Annotated in this window: 7 protein-coding genes; 4 read left to right on the top strand and 3 right to left on the bottom strand. The window is 64.0% G+C overall.

Annotated elements, in window-relative coordinates; genetic code table 11:
• Positions 1-4: 4 nt before the first annotated feature.
• From phoR to LKR43_RS14710, 4 genes are all read left to right on the top strand, one after another.
• Positions 5-1,297 (top strand): phosphate regulon sensor histidine kinase PhoR, encoded by a 1,293-nt coding sequence (gene phoR / locus LKR43_RS14725; RefSeq protein ID WP_227684972.1) that lies wholly within the window; start codon positions 5-7, stop codon positions 1,295-1,297.
• A gap of 114 nt (positions 1,298-1,411) precedes the next feature.
• The gene (locus LKR43_RS14720) at positions 1,412-1,843 is read left to right on the top strand and encodes a VOC family protein (protein WP_227684971.1); all 432 of its coding nucleotides are present in this window, start codon (positions 1,412-1,414) and stop codon (positions 1,841-1,843) included.
• Positions 1,844-1,847: 4 nt separating this feature from the next.
• On the top strand, positions 1,848-2,564 hold the full coding sequence (gene pxpB, locus LKR43_RS14715) for a 5-oxoprolinase subunit PxpB (protein ID WP_227684970.1): 717 nt from the start codon (positions 1,848-1,850) through the stop codon (positions 2,562-2,564).
• Positions 2,561-3,547: a biotin-dependent carboxyltransferase family protein gene (locus LKR43_RS14710; RefSeq protein ID WP_227684969.1), complete on the top strand. Its 987-nt coding sequence runs from the start codon at positions 2,561-2,563 to the stop codon at positions 3,545-3,547. Before pxpB ends, LKR43_RS14710 begins: the two co-directional genes overlap by 4 nt.
• Before the next feature lie 58 nt (positions 3,548-3,605).
• On the opposite strand, the gene LKR43_RS14705 is transcribed toward LKR43_RS14710, so the two are convergent.
• From LKR43_RS14705 to LKR43_RS14695, 3 genes are read right to left on the bottom strand one after another with little or no spacing between them, the layout of a single operon-like run.
• The gene (locus LKR43_RS14705) at positions 3,606-3,944 is read right to left on the bottom strand and encodes an STAS domain-containing protein (protein ID WP_227684968.1); all 339 of its coding nucleotides are present in this window, start codon (positions 3,942-3,944) and stop codon (positions 3,606-3,608) included.
• The gene (locus LKR43_RS14700) at positions 3,941-5,263 is read right to left on the bottom strand and encodes a glycosyltransferase family 9 protein (protein ID WP_227684967.1); all 1,323 of its coding nucleotides are present in this window, start codon (positions 5,261-5,263) and stop codon (positions 3,941-3,943) included. The genes LKR43_RS14705 and LKR43_RS14700 overlap by 4 nt, the downstream gene beginning before the upstream one ends.
• Positions 5,256-16,145, bottom strand: coding sequence for a non-ribosomal peptide synthetase/type I polyketide synthase (locus LKR43_RS14695; RefSeq protein WP_227684966.1), 10,890 nt, complete (start codon positions 16,143-16,145; stop codon positions 5,256-5,258). Before LKR43_RS14695 ends, LKR43_RS14700 begins: the two co-directional genes overlap by 8 nt.
• Positions 16,146-16,151: the final 6 nt, after the last annotated feature.

Below are 16,151 nucleotides of genomic sequence, written 5' to 3'. Positions count from 1 at the left end.
CATCATGATAAAAACCATTATCTCCATAGGCTTATGGGCATTGCTGGGCTGGCTCCTGGGTTCCTGGCTGGGGCCCCATGCCGGCTGGGCATTTTTCGCTCTGGGACTGGTGGCAATGATACTGGTCAGCGCGCGCCAGCTCATGCTGATACAGCGCTGGACGGCCAACACTGATGAGTCGCCGCCCCACTCGGTCGGCCCGTGGGACAACATCCTGTCGGTCATTTATCGCAAGCTGCGCAAAGACAAACACGAAATCAACGAGCTGAACCGTCATATCGACAGCATCATGATGGCGGCCGAAGCCTTGCCCGACGGCGCCATCACACTCGACGACTCCATGCTGCTGACCTGGTGCAACAAGACAGCAAGCGAACATCTGGGCCTGGACCTCGCGGTCGACCGGCAGCACAGCATATTGAACATCCTGCGCGTACCCGAATTTGCGCGCTATGCCCGCCAGACTGACTGGCCGGCGCCACTGCTCATACATCTGAACAACGACGGACTCGAAAAAGCGTTGCTGATACAGCTCACACGCTACGGCCTGGGTCAGTTCCTGCTGGTCACCCGCGATGTAACCCAGGTAGAAAAACTGGAAACCACCCGCAAAGATTTCGTGGCCAATGTGTCGCATGAATTGCGTACACCGCTGACGGTGTTGTCGGGCTTTCTGGAAACCCTGCACGATATGCCGCCAGGCTCGCTGAGCGACGAGCAACGCATGCGCTACTTAATGATGATGCTGGAACAGGCACAGCGCATGCAGGCCATTGTGGAAGACCTGCTCACATTATCCACGCTGGAATCCTCGCCTTCGGCCGAAGGTGTGCCGGTACGCATGGCCGCCCTGATTCACACTGCCCTGCAGCAGGGCCGCGTATTGTCCAATGGCCAGCATGTATTCGTGGAAAACATCGACGAAGACCTGTGCATCACTGGCATAGAAACCGAGCTGTCTTCGGCCGTTTCCAATCTGCTGACCAACGCCATACGTTACACCCCGAAAGACGGCACCATTACCGTAAGCTGGTATATCGATGAGCAAGGCAAGGCCTGCTACTCCGTGCAAGACACAGGCATAGGCATTGCCGCGCAAGACATTCCGCGCCTGACCGAACGCTTTTACCGCGTCGACCGCGGCCGCTCCCGCGCCACCGGCGGCACCGGGCTGGGCCTGGCCATTACCAAGCATGTCGCCATGCGGCATCTGGCGGAACTCACAATCAGCAGCCGCTTTGGTGCCGGCAGCCTGTTTTCGCTGATATTTCCGGCCTCCCGGGTCAGCCAGGGCTGACTGCTTCATCCCCCGGCATGCGGCCGGGCCGGATAGGGGCCACACTGGCTGAAAACGCATTAGAATGGTCGTCTGTATGCCCCTGGGCCAACCTCATCAACAGACGGAATCATCATGTCGACAAGCAATGTTTTGCCCCCCTTTCATCTGGCCTTCCCCGTACGTGACCTGGCCGAGGCGCGCGCCTTTTATGGCGACTTGCTGGGCTGCCCTGAAGGACGCTCATCCGACCAATGGATAGATTTCAACTTCCATGGCCACCAGATCGTGGCGCATTTGTCGCCTGAAGAGTGCGGCAGCACGCAAACCAGCAGCGTCGATGACCACAACGTACCGGTACGCCATTTTGGCGCCGTCCTCGAAATGCCGGTCTGGGAAGCTCTGGCCGCCAAGCTTCAGGCAGCCGGCACGAAATTCGTGATCGAGCCTTACATACGCTTCAAGGGCGAACCCGGCGAGCAGGCCACCATGTTCTTCATGGACCCATCAGGCAACGCGCTGGAATTCAAGTCTTTCAAAGATCTTGGTTCCTTGTTCGCAAAATAGACTGATGGCAGGCCATACACCGGAATGGGTCATGGTGCCGCAGGGCGACCGGACCCTGCTGCTGATTTTCGGCGACCAGATCGACGTCTCAACGGGTCGCCGCTGTGCTGCCGCTGCCGCCGCGCTGCGGGCAGCCAGGCTTCCCGGTGTTACCGATATCGTGCCCTCCTTCACTCAGGTCGCACTGCACTATCGGCCCGACCCTTCCGGCGCCTGCAACAGCGAGCTTCTGGCTGCGGCCATACGCAAAACGCTGGCAAGTGCCCTCGATGAAACCGCACAGGCTGATCGCGCACGAACCATAGAGATTCCCGTTTGCTACGGGGGTGAATACGGCCCCGATCTGCCCGACGTAGCCCGGCACTGCGGTCTTGCACCCGAAGAAGTCATTCACCTGCATAGCGATCAGCCCGCCTATGTATTCATGCTGGGCTTTGCTCCCGGGGCACCTTATATCGGCGTGCACGACAAACGCCTGACCATAGGCCGGCGCGCCACCCCGCGTGCGGCCCTTCCCGCGGGGTCGGTCGCGATCGCCAACCTGCAGACCATTATTTATCCCAACGCATCGCCCGGCGGGTGGCACGTTATCGGCGCAACGCCTGCAGTTCTATTCGATCCCGCCAACGAGCCTCCCACGCTGTTTGCGCCCGGCGACACTGTGAAATTCGTTCCCATCGATCCGGTTGAATTTCAGGCCTTGAAAGACAGACACGCATGAGCATACGCGTCATCAAACCAGGCATGTTGTCCAGTTTTCAGGACCTTGGCCGCACCGGCCACCAGCACCTCGGCGTGCCGGTAGGCGGTGCCATGGACAGCCGGGCACATCGTCTGGCCAATCTGCTGGTCGGCAACGACGAAAACGAAGCTACGCTTGAAATTACCCTGACCGGTCCGACACTGCAGTTCGATGCACCTGCATGCATCGCCATTTGCGGCGCACAACTGAACCCCACGCTGAATGATGAGCCGCTGCCCAACAATCGGCCCATTATTGTGCGTAGCGGTGACGTCCTGGCATTTGGCGCACGAGCCTCGGGGCTGCGCGCCTATATCGCATGGCACGGTGGCATTGACCTGCCGGTGGTGATGTCCAGTCGCAGCACCTATCTGCCCGGCAGTTTTGGTGGCTACCACGGACGGGCCCTGCGCAAGGGCGACACGCTGGCCCTGACCGCGGATCTGTCCGGCACCGACCTTGACGCCCTCGCGCACGAGCTCTGGCAACTTAAAATCTATCTGCCCGCCATCCTGGGCTTGAACAATCGATCCGCCATACGGGCCGTGCTCAGCGCCGAAGCTTCTCTGTTCAAACCCGAATCCATCCAGGCCTTCTTTGCCGGCGACTATCAGATCAGCCCGCAATCCCAACGCATGGGCTATCGACTTTCCGGCCAGCCACTGCAACAACACTCCGACCAGCAACTTTTATCGGCGGCCACCAGCTTCGGCAGTGTGCAAGTGCCGCCCGACGGCAATCCCATTGTGCTGATGGCCGACCGCCAGACCACCGGCGGCTACGCCAAGATTGCCCATGTCGCCACGGTAGACCTGCCCCTGCTGGCTCAGGGCATGCCCGGCGAAACACTGCGATTCATGGAAATTGAACTGGACCAGGCCAGGGAACTGGACGGCCGGCTGGAACAGGCGTTTGCCGGCCTGAAGCTAAGCCTGGCGCCACTGCGCCAACTTTTTGATTGATTGCGCTGCCCTGATTATTCGGCACCTGGTCGGTACGGCCTGCCGCAGACGAGCGATGTCAGGCTGAAAGCTGGCTGATCGCAGCCTGGCGTTCATCTACCACGGTGAGTATCGACAGAAAGCCGCTGATGTCGAACACCTCGTGCACTTGCGGCTGCAGTGTGCATAACACCAGCTTTCCCGATTGCTGCTTCAGGTTCTTGGCCAGCATCAGGACAACTCGCAGACCGGCACTTGAGATGTACTCAAGCTTGCCAAAATCAAGCACGCACAAACGCTCGCCTTGCTGAACATACGCCAGCAAACCCGATTCCACTTCTGCCGCATTCGCGCTGTTGATCTGGCCTGCCACCGACACCACCAGAACATCGCCGACTTTTTCGCTTGAAAGACTCATGAGGAGACCGCTGTATTGAAAGAACTTGATTGTAGCGAGTTCAAGGGCCAGCACCAAGAGAACCCGCCATGAAAATCGACCATGGCCTTGAACACCTGATTCAGCCGGCGATAATCGCGGCTTCTCAGACACACACCGTGCTCGGCCAGGAATACAAGCGGCTGCTCGACAAAAGCAGCTCTCAAGCCGGCATCCCGCGCGCATATTTCCAGGAGACCCGTCAGCGACAGCGGGTCGGTGGTACCCGCTGCCGAAAGGTGCTGCGGGCTCTTGCGCTCCGGGGTGTCGTCGATGGGCTCCGACAATGAACCGGTCGCTGTTTTGGTCGACGCCAGCGCACTCGAAACGAGCTCCAGCACTTCAGGCCAGGCATGCAAGGCAGTCTGGCGGAACAGACGCATGCATCGGTACAAATCCGTTTGAGCGCTGCCCAGCCCCCATCGCCAGCTGCACGGTTGCGTCAGCAAAGTCCAGACGGGTATGCCGAGCGCACCGGCAAGATGGGCCGGGGCGCTGTCTATGGTAATGAGCAAGTCCAGGCCGGCAATGAGGTCGGCCAGATCAGCCACATCATGCACGTCTTGCCCGCTGGCCTGAACCGATGCCGCCCAGGGTTGCTGCATCAATAGCCGCTCGTCATCGCCCCATTGCACACTGATCCAGTGAATGTCGGGATGCGCGGCCAGCAACGGTTCAAGCAGGAGCAGTGGTATGGACTTGATGTCCTTGGCAACACCGCGCCTGCTTGCAGACCAATTCAGGCCGACCCGCAGACCGCGCCGACTCGCAGCGGGCCGGCGCCGGGCGGTCAGGTAGGCTCCCCCGTTTTCAGGGTCGGCGCACAAGGCGCCCATGCGCATCAGCGACACCTTTGCCTTGGGAGGGTCGGCAAGCACTTGCTCCGGATGCACGGGTTCGACCTGCCAGTCTTGCCGCCGCATGAAGCGATGCAGCTCCGGACTGCACTGTATTCTTGTCCTGCAAAAATGGGCGGCAACCGGGCGGACGTAGCGCAGTTGCTGAACAATATCGCCTATGCCCTGCTCGGCCACGATAAGCAGGTCCCGCTCGCGCGGGGCGGGGTCAACCGACATGATGGTGGACGATCCAGGGTCGCGGCGCACCAGACCCCAGGGGCTGTTGGCGTCCCACAGCATGCGCTCGCCCTCGCCGGTGGCCGGGCACCAGACATCAACATTCAAGCACCACGGCTGTCCGCTGGCAGCAGGACCAGCGCAGATATGCAGGTCGCCCACCAGCCAGTGAAAATGCAAGGGAAAAGGCTCTGGCATATCCATGCCGTCTTCTTGCTTACTCATGATCGGGCGCCACGTTCGAATCCGTTCCGGTAATTTGCCCCAGCAAGTCATCAAGCTCGTTCTGGGAAAACGATATGCCCGTAAAATCAGACGGCGTATAAACAGCGGCCGCCGACGCCTGGCAGGCATCAATCATTCGTTGCGCTGTCTCACGGACCTGGTCCAGCACGAACCGGATGGTTGAAGCGTCATGGCGCCCTGCATGGCGGCAGGACAAGACCAGCGCGCCGTTTTCCAGCCAGCCGTCAAAGGCCAGCAAATGACGGCGTTCGGCATCAGCCGCCCTTTCGGTTCCCGCCCCCAGCCGCAGCAAGGCCATCGCCTGGGCGCCGAACTGGCTGATTTCCCCGACGAAGTTGAAGGAGAGCTGCGGCGCCACATCCAGCTCCGCATGCCCGCCGTAGCGCAACACGCCATAACTCATGCCTTGGTCGGGAATGCTTCTGAGCGTTTCCTTCAGGGCGACGACCCATTCCTGCAACGCCGCCGAGGGAGCTGGCAGCACGGCCGGATAACGTGTCGTGAACCAGCCTATGCTGCGCGACAGATCTATGACTGGATCGAAAGGCTGACGCCCATGGCCTTCGAGTTCCCATGCCAGCGATCCTTGCGCCCAATCGGCCAGGCCCAGTCCGGCGGCTGCCAGCACTGCCTCGTGCGGGCGCAAGCCAAAGACGGCGGACATACCGTCAAGAAATTGCTGCGCCAGCGGTGCCTCCAGCACCAGCCGCGCCTCCTGGACCGCGCCTTCGAGATTGCTGCCTTCGGCTTCGTCTTCCGGCACCCTGGCCGTGGCCGCTCCACTGCGCGCGACCTCGGCCCAATAAGGCAGGCTCGCGCCTGCGACCTGCACCCGGTCCGGCAGCGCCCTGGACCACCAGCTCCAGCGGGTGGTGGCCGGTGCGGCCGGGCTGTCTTCATTCAGCAGGCCGACGGCAAGATCATCGGCCAATATCGACCAGGACACCATGTCGAAGACCCCATGATGGACCACGACGACCAGGCGGGCATGGCCGTCCGGTAAGGCGATGGCACCCATGGCAAACACCTTGCCCTGACTCAGCTCCAGGGAAGACATCAGGCTATCGGCCAGCTCGTCCTCGGCCTTGTGCACGTCCTGGTCATCCGGCATGGTTTCCACCCGCAGCAAGGCAGGTGGCGTTGGCGATACAAGTTGCTGCACCGGACCGCCTGGACCTTGCACCCAACTGATGCGCAAGGCATCATGCCTGGCCAGGACAGCCGCCGCGGCCGCTCGCAGTCTGTCCGTGCCCGGCATGGATGGCAAGGCGAACACCGCTGTCAGGCACCAGCGGTTGCGGTCCGGCATTGGCGTATCCATGAACCAGCGCTGTATGGGTGTAAGCGGCAGCGGCCCAGTCACCACCTCGCGCCCTGCCAATGCATGCGCCGGAACTGCAAGCCGGGCCAGGCCGCGCGGCGTTGGTGCCTGGAATACCTGCGTGGGCGTCAGTGCCAGACCACGTCCACGCGCCCGCCCGACTATCTGTATGGCCATGATGGAATCACCGCCCAGGGCGAAGAAATCGTCGTCAGGCCCGACCTCGTCGCACTGCAGGACAGCCCGCCATAAATCGATCATGGTGTCCAGGGCGTGATCGGCCACTTGCGCCGGCGGCGCGGCCGTCGCGTCTTGCGCGGGCGTTGACGACGCCGCCCCGGCCAGCAATGTCTGGCGATCCACCTTACCGTTGGCGGTCAGCGGCAAGGCCGCACACACCACCCAGCGCTGCGGCACCAGAGCGGCGGGCACCTGCTCCGACAGCCAGCCCATCAGCGCCGCAGCATCAACTTCGCCGGCGACAGCCGCACACAAGGCGGGTTCACGCCCCTCACGGTGTTCGACCAACACCACCGCATCCCTGACCTGAGCATGAGTTCGCAACAGCTCGGCCAGGCCGGCCGGCTCTATGCGATGCCCCCGTATCTTAACCATGTCGTCGCTGCGACCGAGGAAAACGATGGCGCCGTCCGGACGCCGGCGCCCGAGATCGCCGGTTCGGTAGCAACGTTCTGTGCCCTGCGCCACACCGAATCTTTCCTTGCCCACGACTTCAGGCTGGGTATACCCCAAGGCGACCGCTGCACCCGAGATGACGATTTCTCCGTCTTGCCCGTCGTCAAGCTCGCGGCCGGCGGCATCGATCAACGCCACGCGATAGCCCGCAAGCGGCGGTCCCACCGGCACGGCATGCTCATCCTCCACCCGCAAGCCGTCCAGCGCCTCGGTCATGCAGGCGCCCACGGTCGTTTCAGTGGGGCCGTAGTGATTGAAAATACGGCAGGCGGCGCCCAGGGCATGCATGCGGTCCACCAGCCGCCATGGCAGCACATCCCCCCCAAGAATCAGGGCGCGGCGCGGCAGCAGCAATTGCGCATCGGGTGCGTCAAGCAAGGCAGCCAGGTGGGTGGGCACGATCTTGAGCACGTCCACAGGCATGTGCGCCATCCAACTCTGCAAGGCTGCCGGATCACGGGCCGTTTGCGCATCCATGGCATGCAGCGAACCGCCTGCCCACAAGGCGCCCAGCACCGAGGTATAGCCCAGGTCGGCGGCAAAGGAGGAGACCATGCCAAAGGACAGCGGCCCAGCAATGGCCAGGCGTTCAAGCATGGCCGGCACATAGGCGGCAATGGCACCATGCGATATACGCACCCCCTTGGGTCTGCCTGTCGAGCCCGAGGTATACAGTACATAGGCGGTCGCGTCGGCGGGCAAACGCCGCGCCGGCCCAGGCGCCGTCAAGGCCGGCTGCTCACGCGCCCATTCCACGACGGCCACTACATGAGCCGGCCGGCGTGCGCCTGCGGCGATGATCAGGGCGCTGGCCGCACTGTCCTTCAGCACATAAGCGTGATGCTCATCGGGATGCTCGTCATCGAGCGGCACAAAGGCGGCGCCCAGACGCATGGCGGCCAGCATGGCAACAACCGGGCCCAGGCCGCGCTCCAGCCGGAATGCCACCCGATCGCCGGCCTGCACACCCGCGGCTTGCAGGCGCTGTGCCAGCGCTGCGGCCATGGCGTTAAGCGTCGCGTAATCGGCCTGCCCTGATTTGTCCGTCACGGCAGTCGCGCCCGGCTTCACACTTGCCGTGGCCGCCACTTTGCCGGCCAGCGTGTCAATTTCCGGGCTGATCGCCGCTGACCGGGCGGGCGCTGCCTGGGTAAACGACTCGAGTATCTGTGCGTAGCGCCGCAACCAGGATTGAACGGAATCGGCATCGAACAAATCGCGGTTGTAGTAGGCGTCTATGTGCAGCCCGTCGGCATCGTGCAGGATATTCCAGTTCAAGTCCCAGCGAACGGCACCATGCGCATTGGCATCGACTTCTGTTTGCAATCCGGCAAAGCACGGCGCGGCATCCATGCGGTCCAGGTTGAAGGACACCGAAGCCAGCGGCGGGCGAGCCGGATCGCGGCGCAAGCCAAGATCCTTGATCAAGCGCGAATAGGGATAGCCGCGGTGCGCCACGCCCTGCGCGACAGCCTGCTGGGTCGAAGCCAGCCGCGTTTCGAGCGTGGCAGCCGGATCCATCGTCAGGCGCAAGGGCAACACGGCCACGCAGTAGCCCGCAAGCGCCGAAGTTCCCAGCTCGGGTTGACCCGCCGAGAAAATGGCCACGGACATATCGCGCTGGCCGGAAAGCTCGAACAGCAATTGCGCATACGCGGCCAGGCTAACGGAGAACAACGAGCTGCCGGTTTGCCTGCCCAGCGTTTCCAGGGCGGCGCGCAGTTGCACCGGCACATGCAAACGCGTACGCGCGCCGGCATAGCTTTGCATGGCCGGACGCAGCCGGTCGGCGGGAAGCTCGAGCGGCGGAGGTTGGGTGGCATACAGCGAGCGCCAGTAGGCTGCGGCCTCGGGTTCCTGGGCCTGCATGTGCGCATATTCCGCGTAGCGCCGATACGGCACCGCCTCATCCAGCGACGCCTGCCGGTTTTCCACGCGGGCACTGTACAGCTCGGCCAACTCCAGTGCAATAAGCTGCAGCGACCAGCCGTCGACAATCAAGTGCGGCATGACCAGCACCAGCCTGTGGCATCCGGGGGCCAGTGCAATGACCCAGGCGCGCAGCATGGGGCCGTGTTCGAGGTCCAGCGGCGTGAGTACGGCGTAGTCCAGCCATTGCCCGAAGGCCTGCCCGCCATCTTGCCAGCTCAGGGTCGAGATATCGGGCGCCAGCTCGCGATGAACCAGCTGAGTAGCGCCATCTTCGGGAAAAGTCGTGCGCAACGCTTCGTGCCTGGCGCATACCTGATGCAGAGCCCACTGCAGGGCTGCGGCATCGAGCGTTCCCTGAAAGTCGAAGATCAGGGACTGGTTATAGGCAGCCGCGGCTTCGGGGCTGAAGGCAGCCAGCAGGCGCAGGGCCGTCTGCCCGACCGTTGCCGGAAGCGCCGTAGTTTCGGGCTCAAGGGCGACGGACGGCGGTATTGCGGCAACGGTGGACGGGCGCAACATGCCGCTGGCCCGCATGCTGCGCACCGACTCGCGTACGGCGTTGCGAACCTGCAGCAGATCTTCATCGCTGTGCGCGGTCGACAGAAAGCAGGTGCGCCCTTCCCACACATAGACACCGTTCTGGATCATATGGTTGTAGAAAAGATCGCCGGCCCCCACGAAGCGGAACAGAGAAGCAAACGAATGCACCGAGATTCCGCTGTCTTCTTCAGCGAGTACGCCGTTCAGGCTTGCGACAAAATCCTGAGTGCGCCGGTTAAGGTTTTCCTGCAGGCCCGGTCCGGCTTCCTCAAGATATTCCAGCACCGCACGCGCGGCGGCCATGGCCAGCGGATTCTTGTTGAACGTACCCGCAAAAAATGTGCGCTTGTCACACGGGGCCTCGTTGCCGTCCAGCGACCATGCGCCGCCGTCCAGGGCATCCAGGTAGCGCGCGTGTCCGGCCACGACACCTATGGGCAAGCCGCCTCCCACGATCTTGCCATAGGTCACCAGGTCGGCCTGCACGCCCGCCCAGGCCTGGGCGCCACCCAGCGCAACACGAAAGCCCAGCAGCACTTCATCGAAGATCAGCGCAGCGCCCAATGCACGAGTCTGCTCGCGCAGGCGCTGTAGAAAGGCCCGGGGCGGGCGGTCGGGGCGGCGCCCCTGCACCGGTTCGACCAGAACTGCCGCAACGCTGTCGCCCAGGCGTTCCAGGGCTTCCAGCGCCCCCGCCTCGTCGCCGTAATCCAGCAGCACGATGTCGTCAGTCATGCCCGGCGGTGTGCCTCCCGCCATGGGCAGGGCCGGCCCGCCGGCGCCGGGCTGGGCCAGCACCCCATCGAAATGGCCGTGGTAAGAACCTTGGAACATAACCACGGTTTGCCTGCCGGTGGCATGCCGGGCCAGACGCAGCGCCGTCATGACGGCTTCGGTGCCGCTATTGCAAAAGGCCGCCCGGGCGTTGCCGGTCAGGCGGCACAGGCGCTGCGCAACCTCGCCGGCCAGATGGGCCTGCGGACCGATGAACAGCCCGCGTTCATCAATGTGCCGCCGGATGGCCTGCGTGATGAAATCGGGACTATGTCCAAACAGCTGCACGCCGAAACCCATGGCGATATCGACGTAGCGGTTGCCGTCCACATCGAACATCTGGCTGCCTTGGCCGCGCGAACCCACAATGGGGTACAGCATGGCTTTGGTTTCGGGCCGATAACCCGCAACCGCGCGGCTGTCGGCAAGATAAGGGCCAAACCGGCTGCGCTGCTCGCGCGAGGCCCGGCTGCGCTGGACATAGGCCTGGGTGAATTGCGCCAGGCCGGCCTGCTGCCCGGCCGAAAGCACCTGGACAGGCGCAGCCGCGGCAGGAGTTGCCGGTGCAGCCTGGCGCGGCTGCACCGGCGCCGCTGCTACGGCAGACGCAGGAACAGACGCCGCCGCATCACCAAGCAATGCCAGCACGTGCGCGACCAGGCGCGCAGGCGTACCCAGCGTTTCAAACAACTCGCGCCGCGCAATGGCGACCGCCCATTTGCGCTCCAGCGCCGCGACCGCTTCGGTCAGGGCGAGCGAATCCACCCCCATTTCCAGGAAACCGCGATCCGAACCATAATCACCTTCAGCAAGCTGCAGCGAACGACCCAGAAAATGCGTGACTTCGGCGGCAAGATCCTGCGGCGCCTGTGGCGGCTCCGCAGGCGCGGCTGCTGCCGGGGCTGCAGCCACCGAGGCATGGGGCGCTTCATCCCTGACTTGCAGCCCGGCCCAATGGCGTCTGCGCTCGAAGGGATAGCCGGGCACTTCCATGCCCGGGTGCTTGCCATGTAAGACACTCCAGCGCAGGGGTAGCCCCGCCACATAGAGCCGGGCCAGAAGCTGCCCCAGTGTGCGCTCTGCAGGCTGATTGCGGCGCAAGGTCGGAACCAGTACCGGCATGCCTGCCTGAAATGCCGGGCAACGACTGGCGGTGCCCGTCAGGTTGGGGCTGGCACCGACTTCGATCAGGACATCCACATTCATGCCCGCCAGCGTCGAGACGCCGTCGGCAAAACGCACGGGCCGGCGTATATGGTCCACCCAGTAATCCACCGTGTCGAACGGCGCATCCGTGGTGCCCGTCAGGTTGGACACCACGGGCAGGCGCGGCTTTGACAAGGCCGCACCGGCCACCACCGATGCAAACGCAGTCAGGGCCGGCTCCATCAACCTGGAATGGAAGGCATGGGACGTGCGCAACAACTGTGTGCCCACACCCTGATGCTCCAACGCCTCGCACGCCTGCGTAACCGCCTGCGCCGCCCCTGAAATCACACATTCATCTGGCGCATTGATCGCGGCCAGATCTATGTTCGCCAGAACGTCGGCGGGCAATTGCTCCAGGCAGCTTGCGGGTGCAAACACCGCCGCCATCGCGCCATCCTGCGAGGCACCCGCCATCAGGCGACCACGCTCGACAACAAGGCGCAAGGAATCGTCCAGTGTGAACACGCCCGCACGGCACGCCGCCACCCATTCGCCCAGGCTGTGACCTATCATGACATCCGGAACCACGCCCCATGACTCCAGCTGTTCCGCCAGCGCGTAAGCCAGCGTGAACAAGGCCGGCTGCGCCAGGCGCGTGTCGGACAAAGACATGTCTTGCGGAGCATCGCTGAACATCAGATCGGTGAGCGAGCAGCCCAGCAATGGGCTGACGACGCTTGCACAACGATCTATTGCCTGCCGAAATACAGGACCTGCTTCGTACAGATCCTTTCCCATGCCCGCCCACTGGCTGCCTTGCCCGGTGAACATGAAAGCGACCCTGGGCTTGTCGGATACAACCTTGCCGCAGGCGCCCCCCACAGCCTCCTGGCCGGCCGCCATGTCCTGCAGCGCGGCCACCAGCGCGGCGGCGTCCTGACCCGAGACCGCTGCCCGTAGCGGGTGGGTATTGCACCCCCGCGCGTAAGCGGCCACGGCGCGGCGCACATCTACGCCGTCTTGTGCAAGCCAGGCGGCCAGCCTGTCGGCTACCCTGCCCAGCCCGGCCTGATCGGCGGCGGAAAAAGGCAATACGAGGGGCCCCGTCGCGGGGCTGTCACTGACCACCACAGACTCGGGTGCCGCCTGCAGTATCAGATGCGCATTGGTGCCGCTGAAACCAAAGCTGCTGACACCTGCAAGCCGCACTGGCGCTGCCGGCCAATCCTGCGCGCGGGCGATGACACGCACCGGCAGGCTATCCCACGCTATGCGGGGATTGGGCTGCGACTGGTGCAAAGTGGGCGCCAGCTTGCCGGCCTCAAGCGCCAGCACCAGCTTGATCAGGCCGGCAATGCCGGCGGCGGCTTCAAGATGCCCCAGATTGGTTTTGACGGCACCCAGCAGCAAGGGGTCGCGCCGACCCTCTCCGTAGACCTCGGCCAGAGCCTGCACTTCAATGGGATCCCCCAGAGGTGTGCCGGTGCCATGGCACTCCACCACCTGCACGTCGGGCGGCGCCAGGCCGGCATCAGCCAGCGCAGCCCGAATCAGGGCCGCCTGGGCACTGGCGTTGGGCGCCGTCAGGGAGCTGGCATGGCCATCATGATTGACGGCGCCGCCACGTATGACCGCGCGGACACGGTCACCGTCGCGCAGGGCGTCGGACAGGCGCTTCAGCACCACGAAGCCGGCCCCTTCGCCGCGCACATAGCCATCGGCACTCGCATCGAAAGTGCGGCATGCATGATCGGGGCTAAGCATGCCTGCGGCCGCAAAGCCGCGCGTGAGTTCGTCGGAAATCAGCGCATTGACGCCGCCCGCCAGCGCCATGTCGCATTCCCCCGTGCGCAGGCTGCGGCAGGCAGCCTGAACCGCCACCAGCGACGAGGAGCACGCCGTGTCGATGGCCATGACCGGCCCGGTGATATCCAGGCTGTGGGCCAGCCGGCCCGCCGCCGCGCTGGCTGAATTTCCCGTGGCCGCCAGCGGCGTGTAGCCGGCCTTTGCGCCATGAAAACGGGCTGCGTAATCGTGGGTGCTGATGCCCAGGAATACACCGCTGTTCCGGGGGCGCCGTGCAGCGTCGGCCAGCCCGGCATCTTCCAGTGCATGCCAGGCAATTTCCAGCGCCAGCCTGTGCTGCGGGTCCATCTGTGCGGCCTCGATGTCGCGCACACCGAAGAAGGCGGCGTCGAAGCATTCAATGTCCTGGATATAGCCGCCGGGCGGCAGGCTCTCGCGTTCGGGCCGGCCCTCGGGCGGCTCGCCCACAGCATTCAGACCTGCTTCCAGCAGTGCGCGAAACCCGGCCACATCGCAGGCACCGGGAAAGCGGCAACCTGCTCCCACCACGGCTATCAGTCCATCTTGCGAGTGCGCCGCAGCCGGCTCGGCATGCCCGGCAAGCGACACCGATGTTTCCTTGCCTTTTGCGGCAACATGATTGATCAGGCGGGTAATGCTCGGAAAATCGTAGGCAACGGTTTCAGGCAGTTCGAGCCCCGCCTGTCGGCCCAGGGCAAACGCAAGTTCGGTGGAACCCAGGGAGTCCAGGCCCATCTCGGCAAACCCCCTGCCCGCATCTATGGATGCTTCGGGCAACTCAAGCCGGTCAGCCAGCCAGGCCGTCAGCCAGCGGGTTAGCGTCCCGGCATCCGTCCCGCCGTCCTGACACAGAACCGCCGCCGGCGGCGCCTGACGCGCCGTCATCGCCTTCCAATGCGCAATCACCGGCAGGGAGCCATCGAGAAAGGCGCGCTTGTTGGCCAGCCGCTGAATTTTTCCGCTGGACGTCCGCAGCACCGAACCGGGTGGAACCAGCACCAGCTGCGACAGCGGCAGCTCGAGATTCTGCCAGACCGCCTGGACTACCGTCTGCATGATGGGATCGGGCGAATCGCCACGCCGCGAGCGCTCAAGCTCTTGTACCAGCACGACTTGCTCGCGCCCGCCTTCGGGATCGTCGATGGCAAAGGCTGCGCCGTTATCGCGTCGCAAGGCTTCATGCGCATCTTGCGCGGCACGCTCGATATCGTGGGGATAGAAGTTGGCCCCGCCAAGGATAATGAGGTCTTTGATGCGCCCCGTCACGAACAGCTCCTGCTCGTGCAGCACACCCAGGTCGCCGGTGCGCAGATAACCGACGGCATCGTCCTCGCCGGCAATAACGGCACCAAAAGTGGCCGCCGTTTCCTCGGGCCGGCGCCAGTACCCCTGCGCTATCGTGGGGCCGCCCACCCAGATCTCGCCCACGACATCCGGCGGACAGCGCCTGAATGTTTCCGGATCGACAATCGCGATGGGCACATCGGGCAAGGGACGCCCACTGCCCGGCATCATCCGGCTGCCGCCGGAATCGTCTTCGACTATCCGGGCCCGCCCCTGTTCCAGTGCGGCCACGTCGAAACAGCGCATCACCGGCTCGGTGCCTGTGGCGCAGGCCGTGACCGCCAGGGTGCTTTCAGCCAGCCCATATGCCGGCGCAAAGGCCGCCCGCCGAAAACCATGAGCCTGGAACTCGGTGCTGAACTGCTCCAGGACCGCCGGGTTGATCGGTTCGGCGGCATTCATGGTCATGACGACGCTGGAAAGATCCAGCCCGGCCCGGTCCTGGGGCGCGATGCGCCGACAACACAGGTCGTAGGCAAAGCTGGGGGCCGCCGTATGCGTGCCCCGGTAGCGCGACAAGGCAGACAGCCACAGCAACGGCTTTTGCAAAAAGGCGTTGGGCGCCATCTGCACCGAGGCGCAGCCGGAATACAAGGGCTGCAGCAAACCAAAGATCAGACCCAGGTCGTGAAATGCGGGCAGCCAGCTGACCATGGTGGACGCCGGGCCGAGGGCCCAGGCCGACTGCATGCGTGCCATGTCCTGCACAAGATTTCCATGGCTCACGCGCACGCCCTTGGGCAGCGCGGTGGAACCCGACGTGTACTGCAGGAAGGCAATGTCGTCCGGTTGAATATCCGCCAGGTGCAGATCGGGGTCGTCGGGCAAGTCGTCGGTGGCTATCCATTCGAGCGCCCCCAGCCGCGCGCTGGACTGGCTCCATTCCTGGCTGGCGCTCACCAGATCGCTGCTGGTCAGTGCCACCCGTGCCCCTGAATCGGTGGCGACCGCCTCGAGGCGCTCTATCAGGCGATTGCGCCGCGGCGGATTGATGGGCGTTGCCAATCGGCCCGACCACAGGCAGGCCATGAAGGCGGCCAGGAACTCCGGCCCCGCCTGGAACACCAGCAACACCGGCTCACCCGGCGCGGTTGCACGCGCTATGCGCGCTGCAACGGCGCGCGTGCGGGCAGCCAGCTCCGGCGCCGTCCAGCGGCATTGCTCGTTGCCCTGGCTGTCGAGCAGCATATAAGACCAGCGATCGGAGGCATCGGCTGCACGCTGCTGCAGGATATGGGGTAGCAATATGGCATCCATGGCCTGGGCGGGATGATTCACGATGGG

The sequence above is a fragment of the Pusillimonas sp. MFBS29 genome, assembly GCF_020687695.1.
GTDB lineage: Bacteria > Pseudomonadota > Gammaproteobacteria > Burkholderiales > Burkholderiaceae_B > Pusillimonas_C.
This window is presented reverse-complemented; position numbering and strand designations above follow the sequence as displayed.

Coding starts and splice junctions, on each gene's coding strand:
- LKR43_RS14710 (WP_227684969.1), top strand. CDS start 2,561: ATGAGCATACGCGTCATCAAACCAGGCATGTTGTCCAGTTTTCAGGAC.
- phoR (WP_227684972.1), top strand. CDS start 5: ATGATAAAAACCATTATCTCCATAGGCTTATGGGCATTGCTGGGCTGG.
- pxpB (WP_227684970.1), top strand. CDS start 1,848: ATGGCAGGCCATACACCGGAATGGGTCATGGTGCCGCAGGGCGACCGG.
- LKR43_RS14700 (WP_227684967.1), bottom strand. CDS start 5,263: ATGAGTAAGCAAGAAGACGGCATGGATATGCCAGAGCCTTTTCCCTTG.
- LKR43_RS14720 (WP_227684971.1), top strand. CDS start 1,412: ATGTCGACAAGCAATGTTTTGCCCCCCTTTCATCTGGCCTTCCCCGTA.
- LKR43_RS14705 (WP_227684968.1), bottom strand. CDS start 3,944: ATGAGTCTTTCAAGCGAAAAAGTCGGCGATGTTCTGGTGGTGTCGGTG.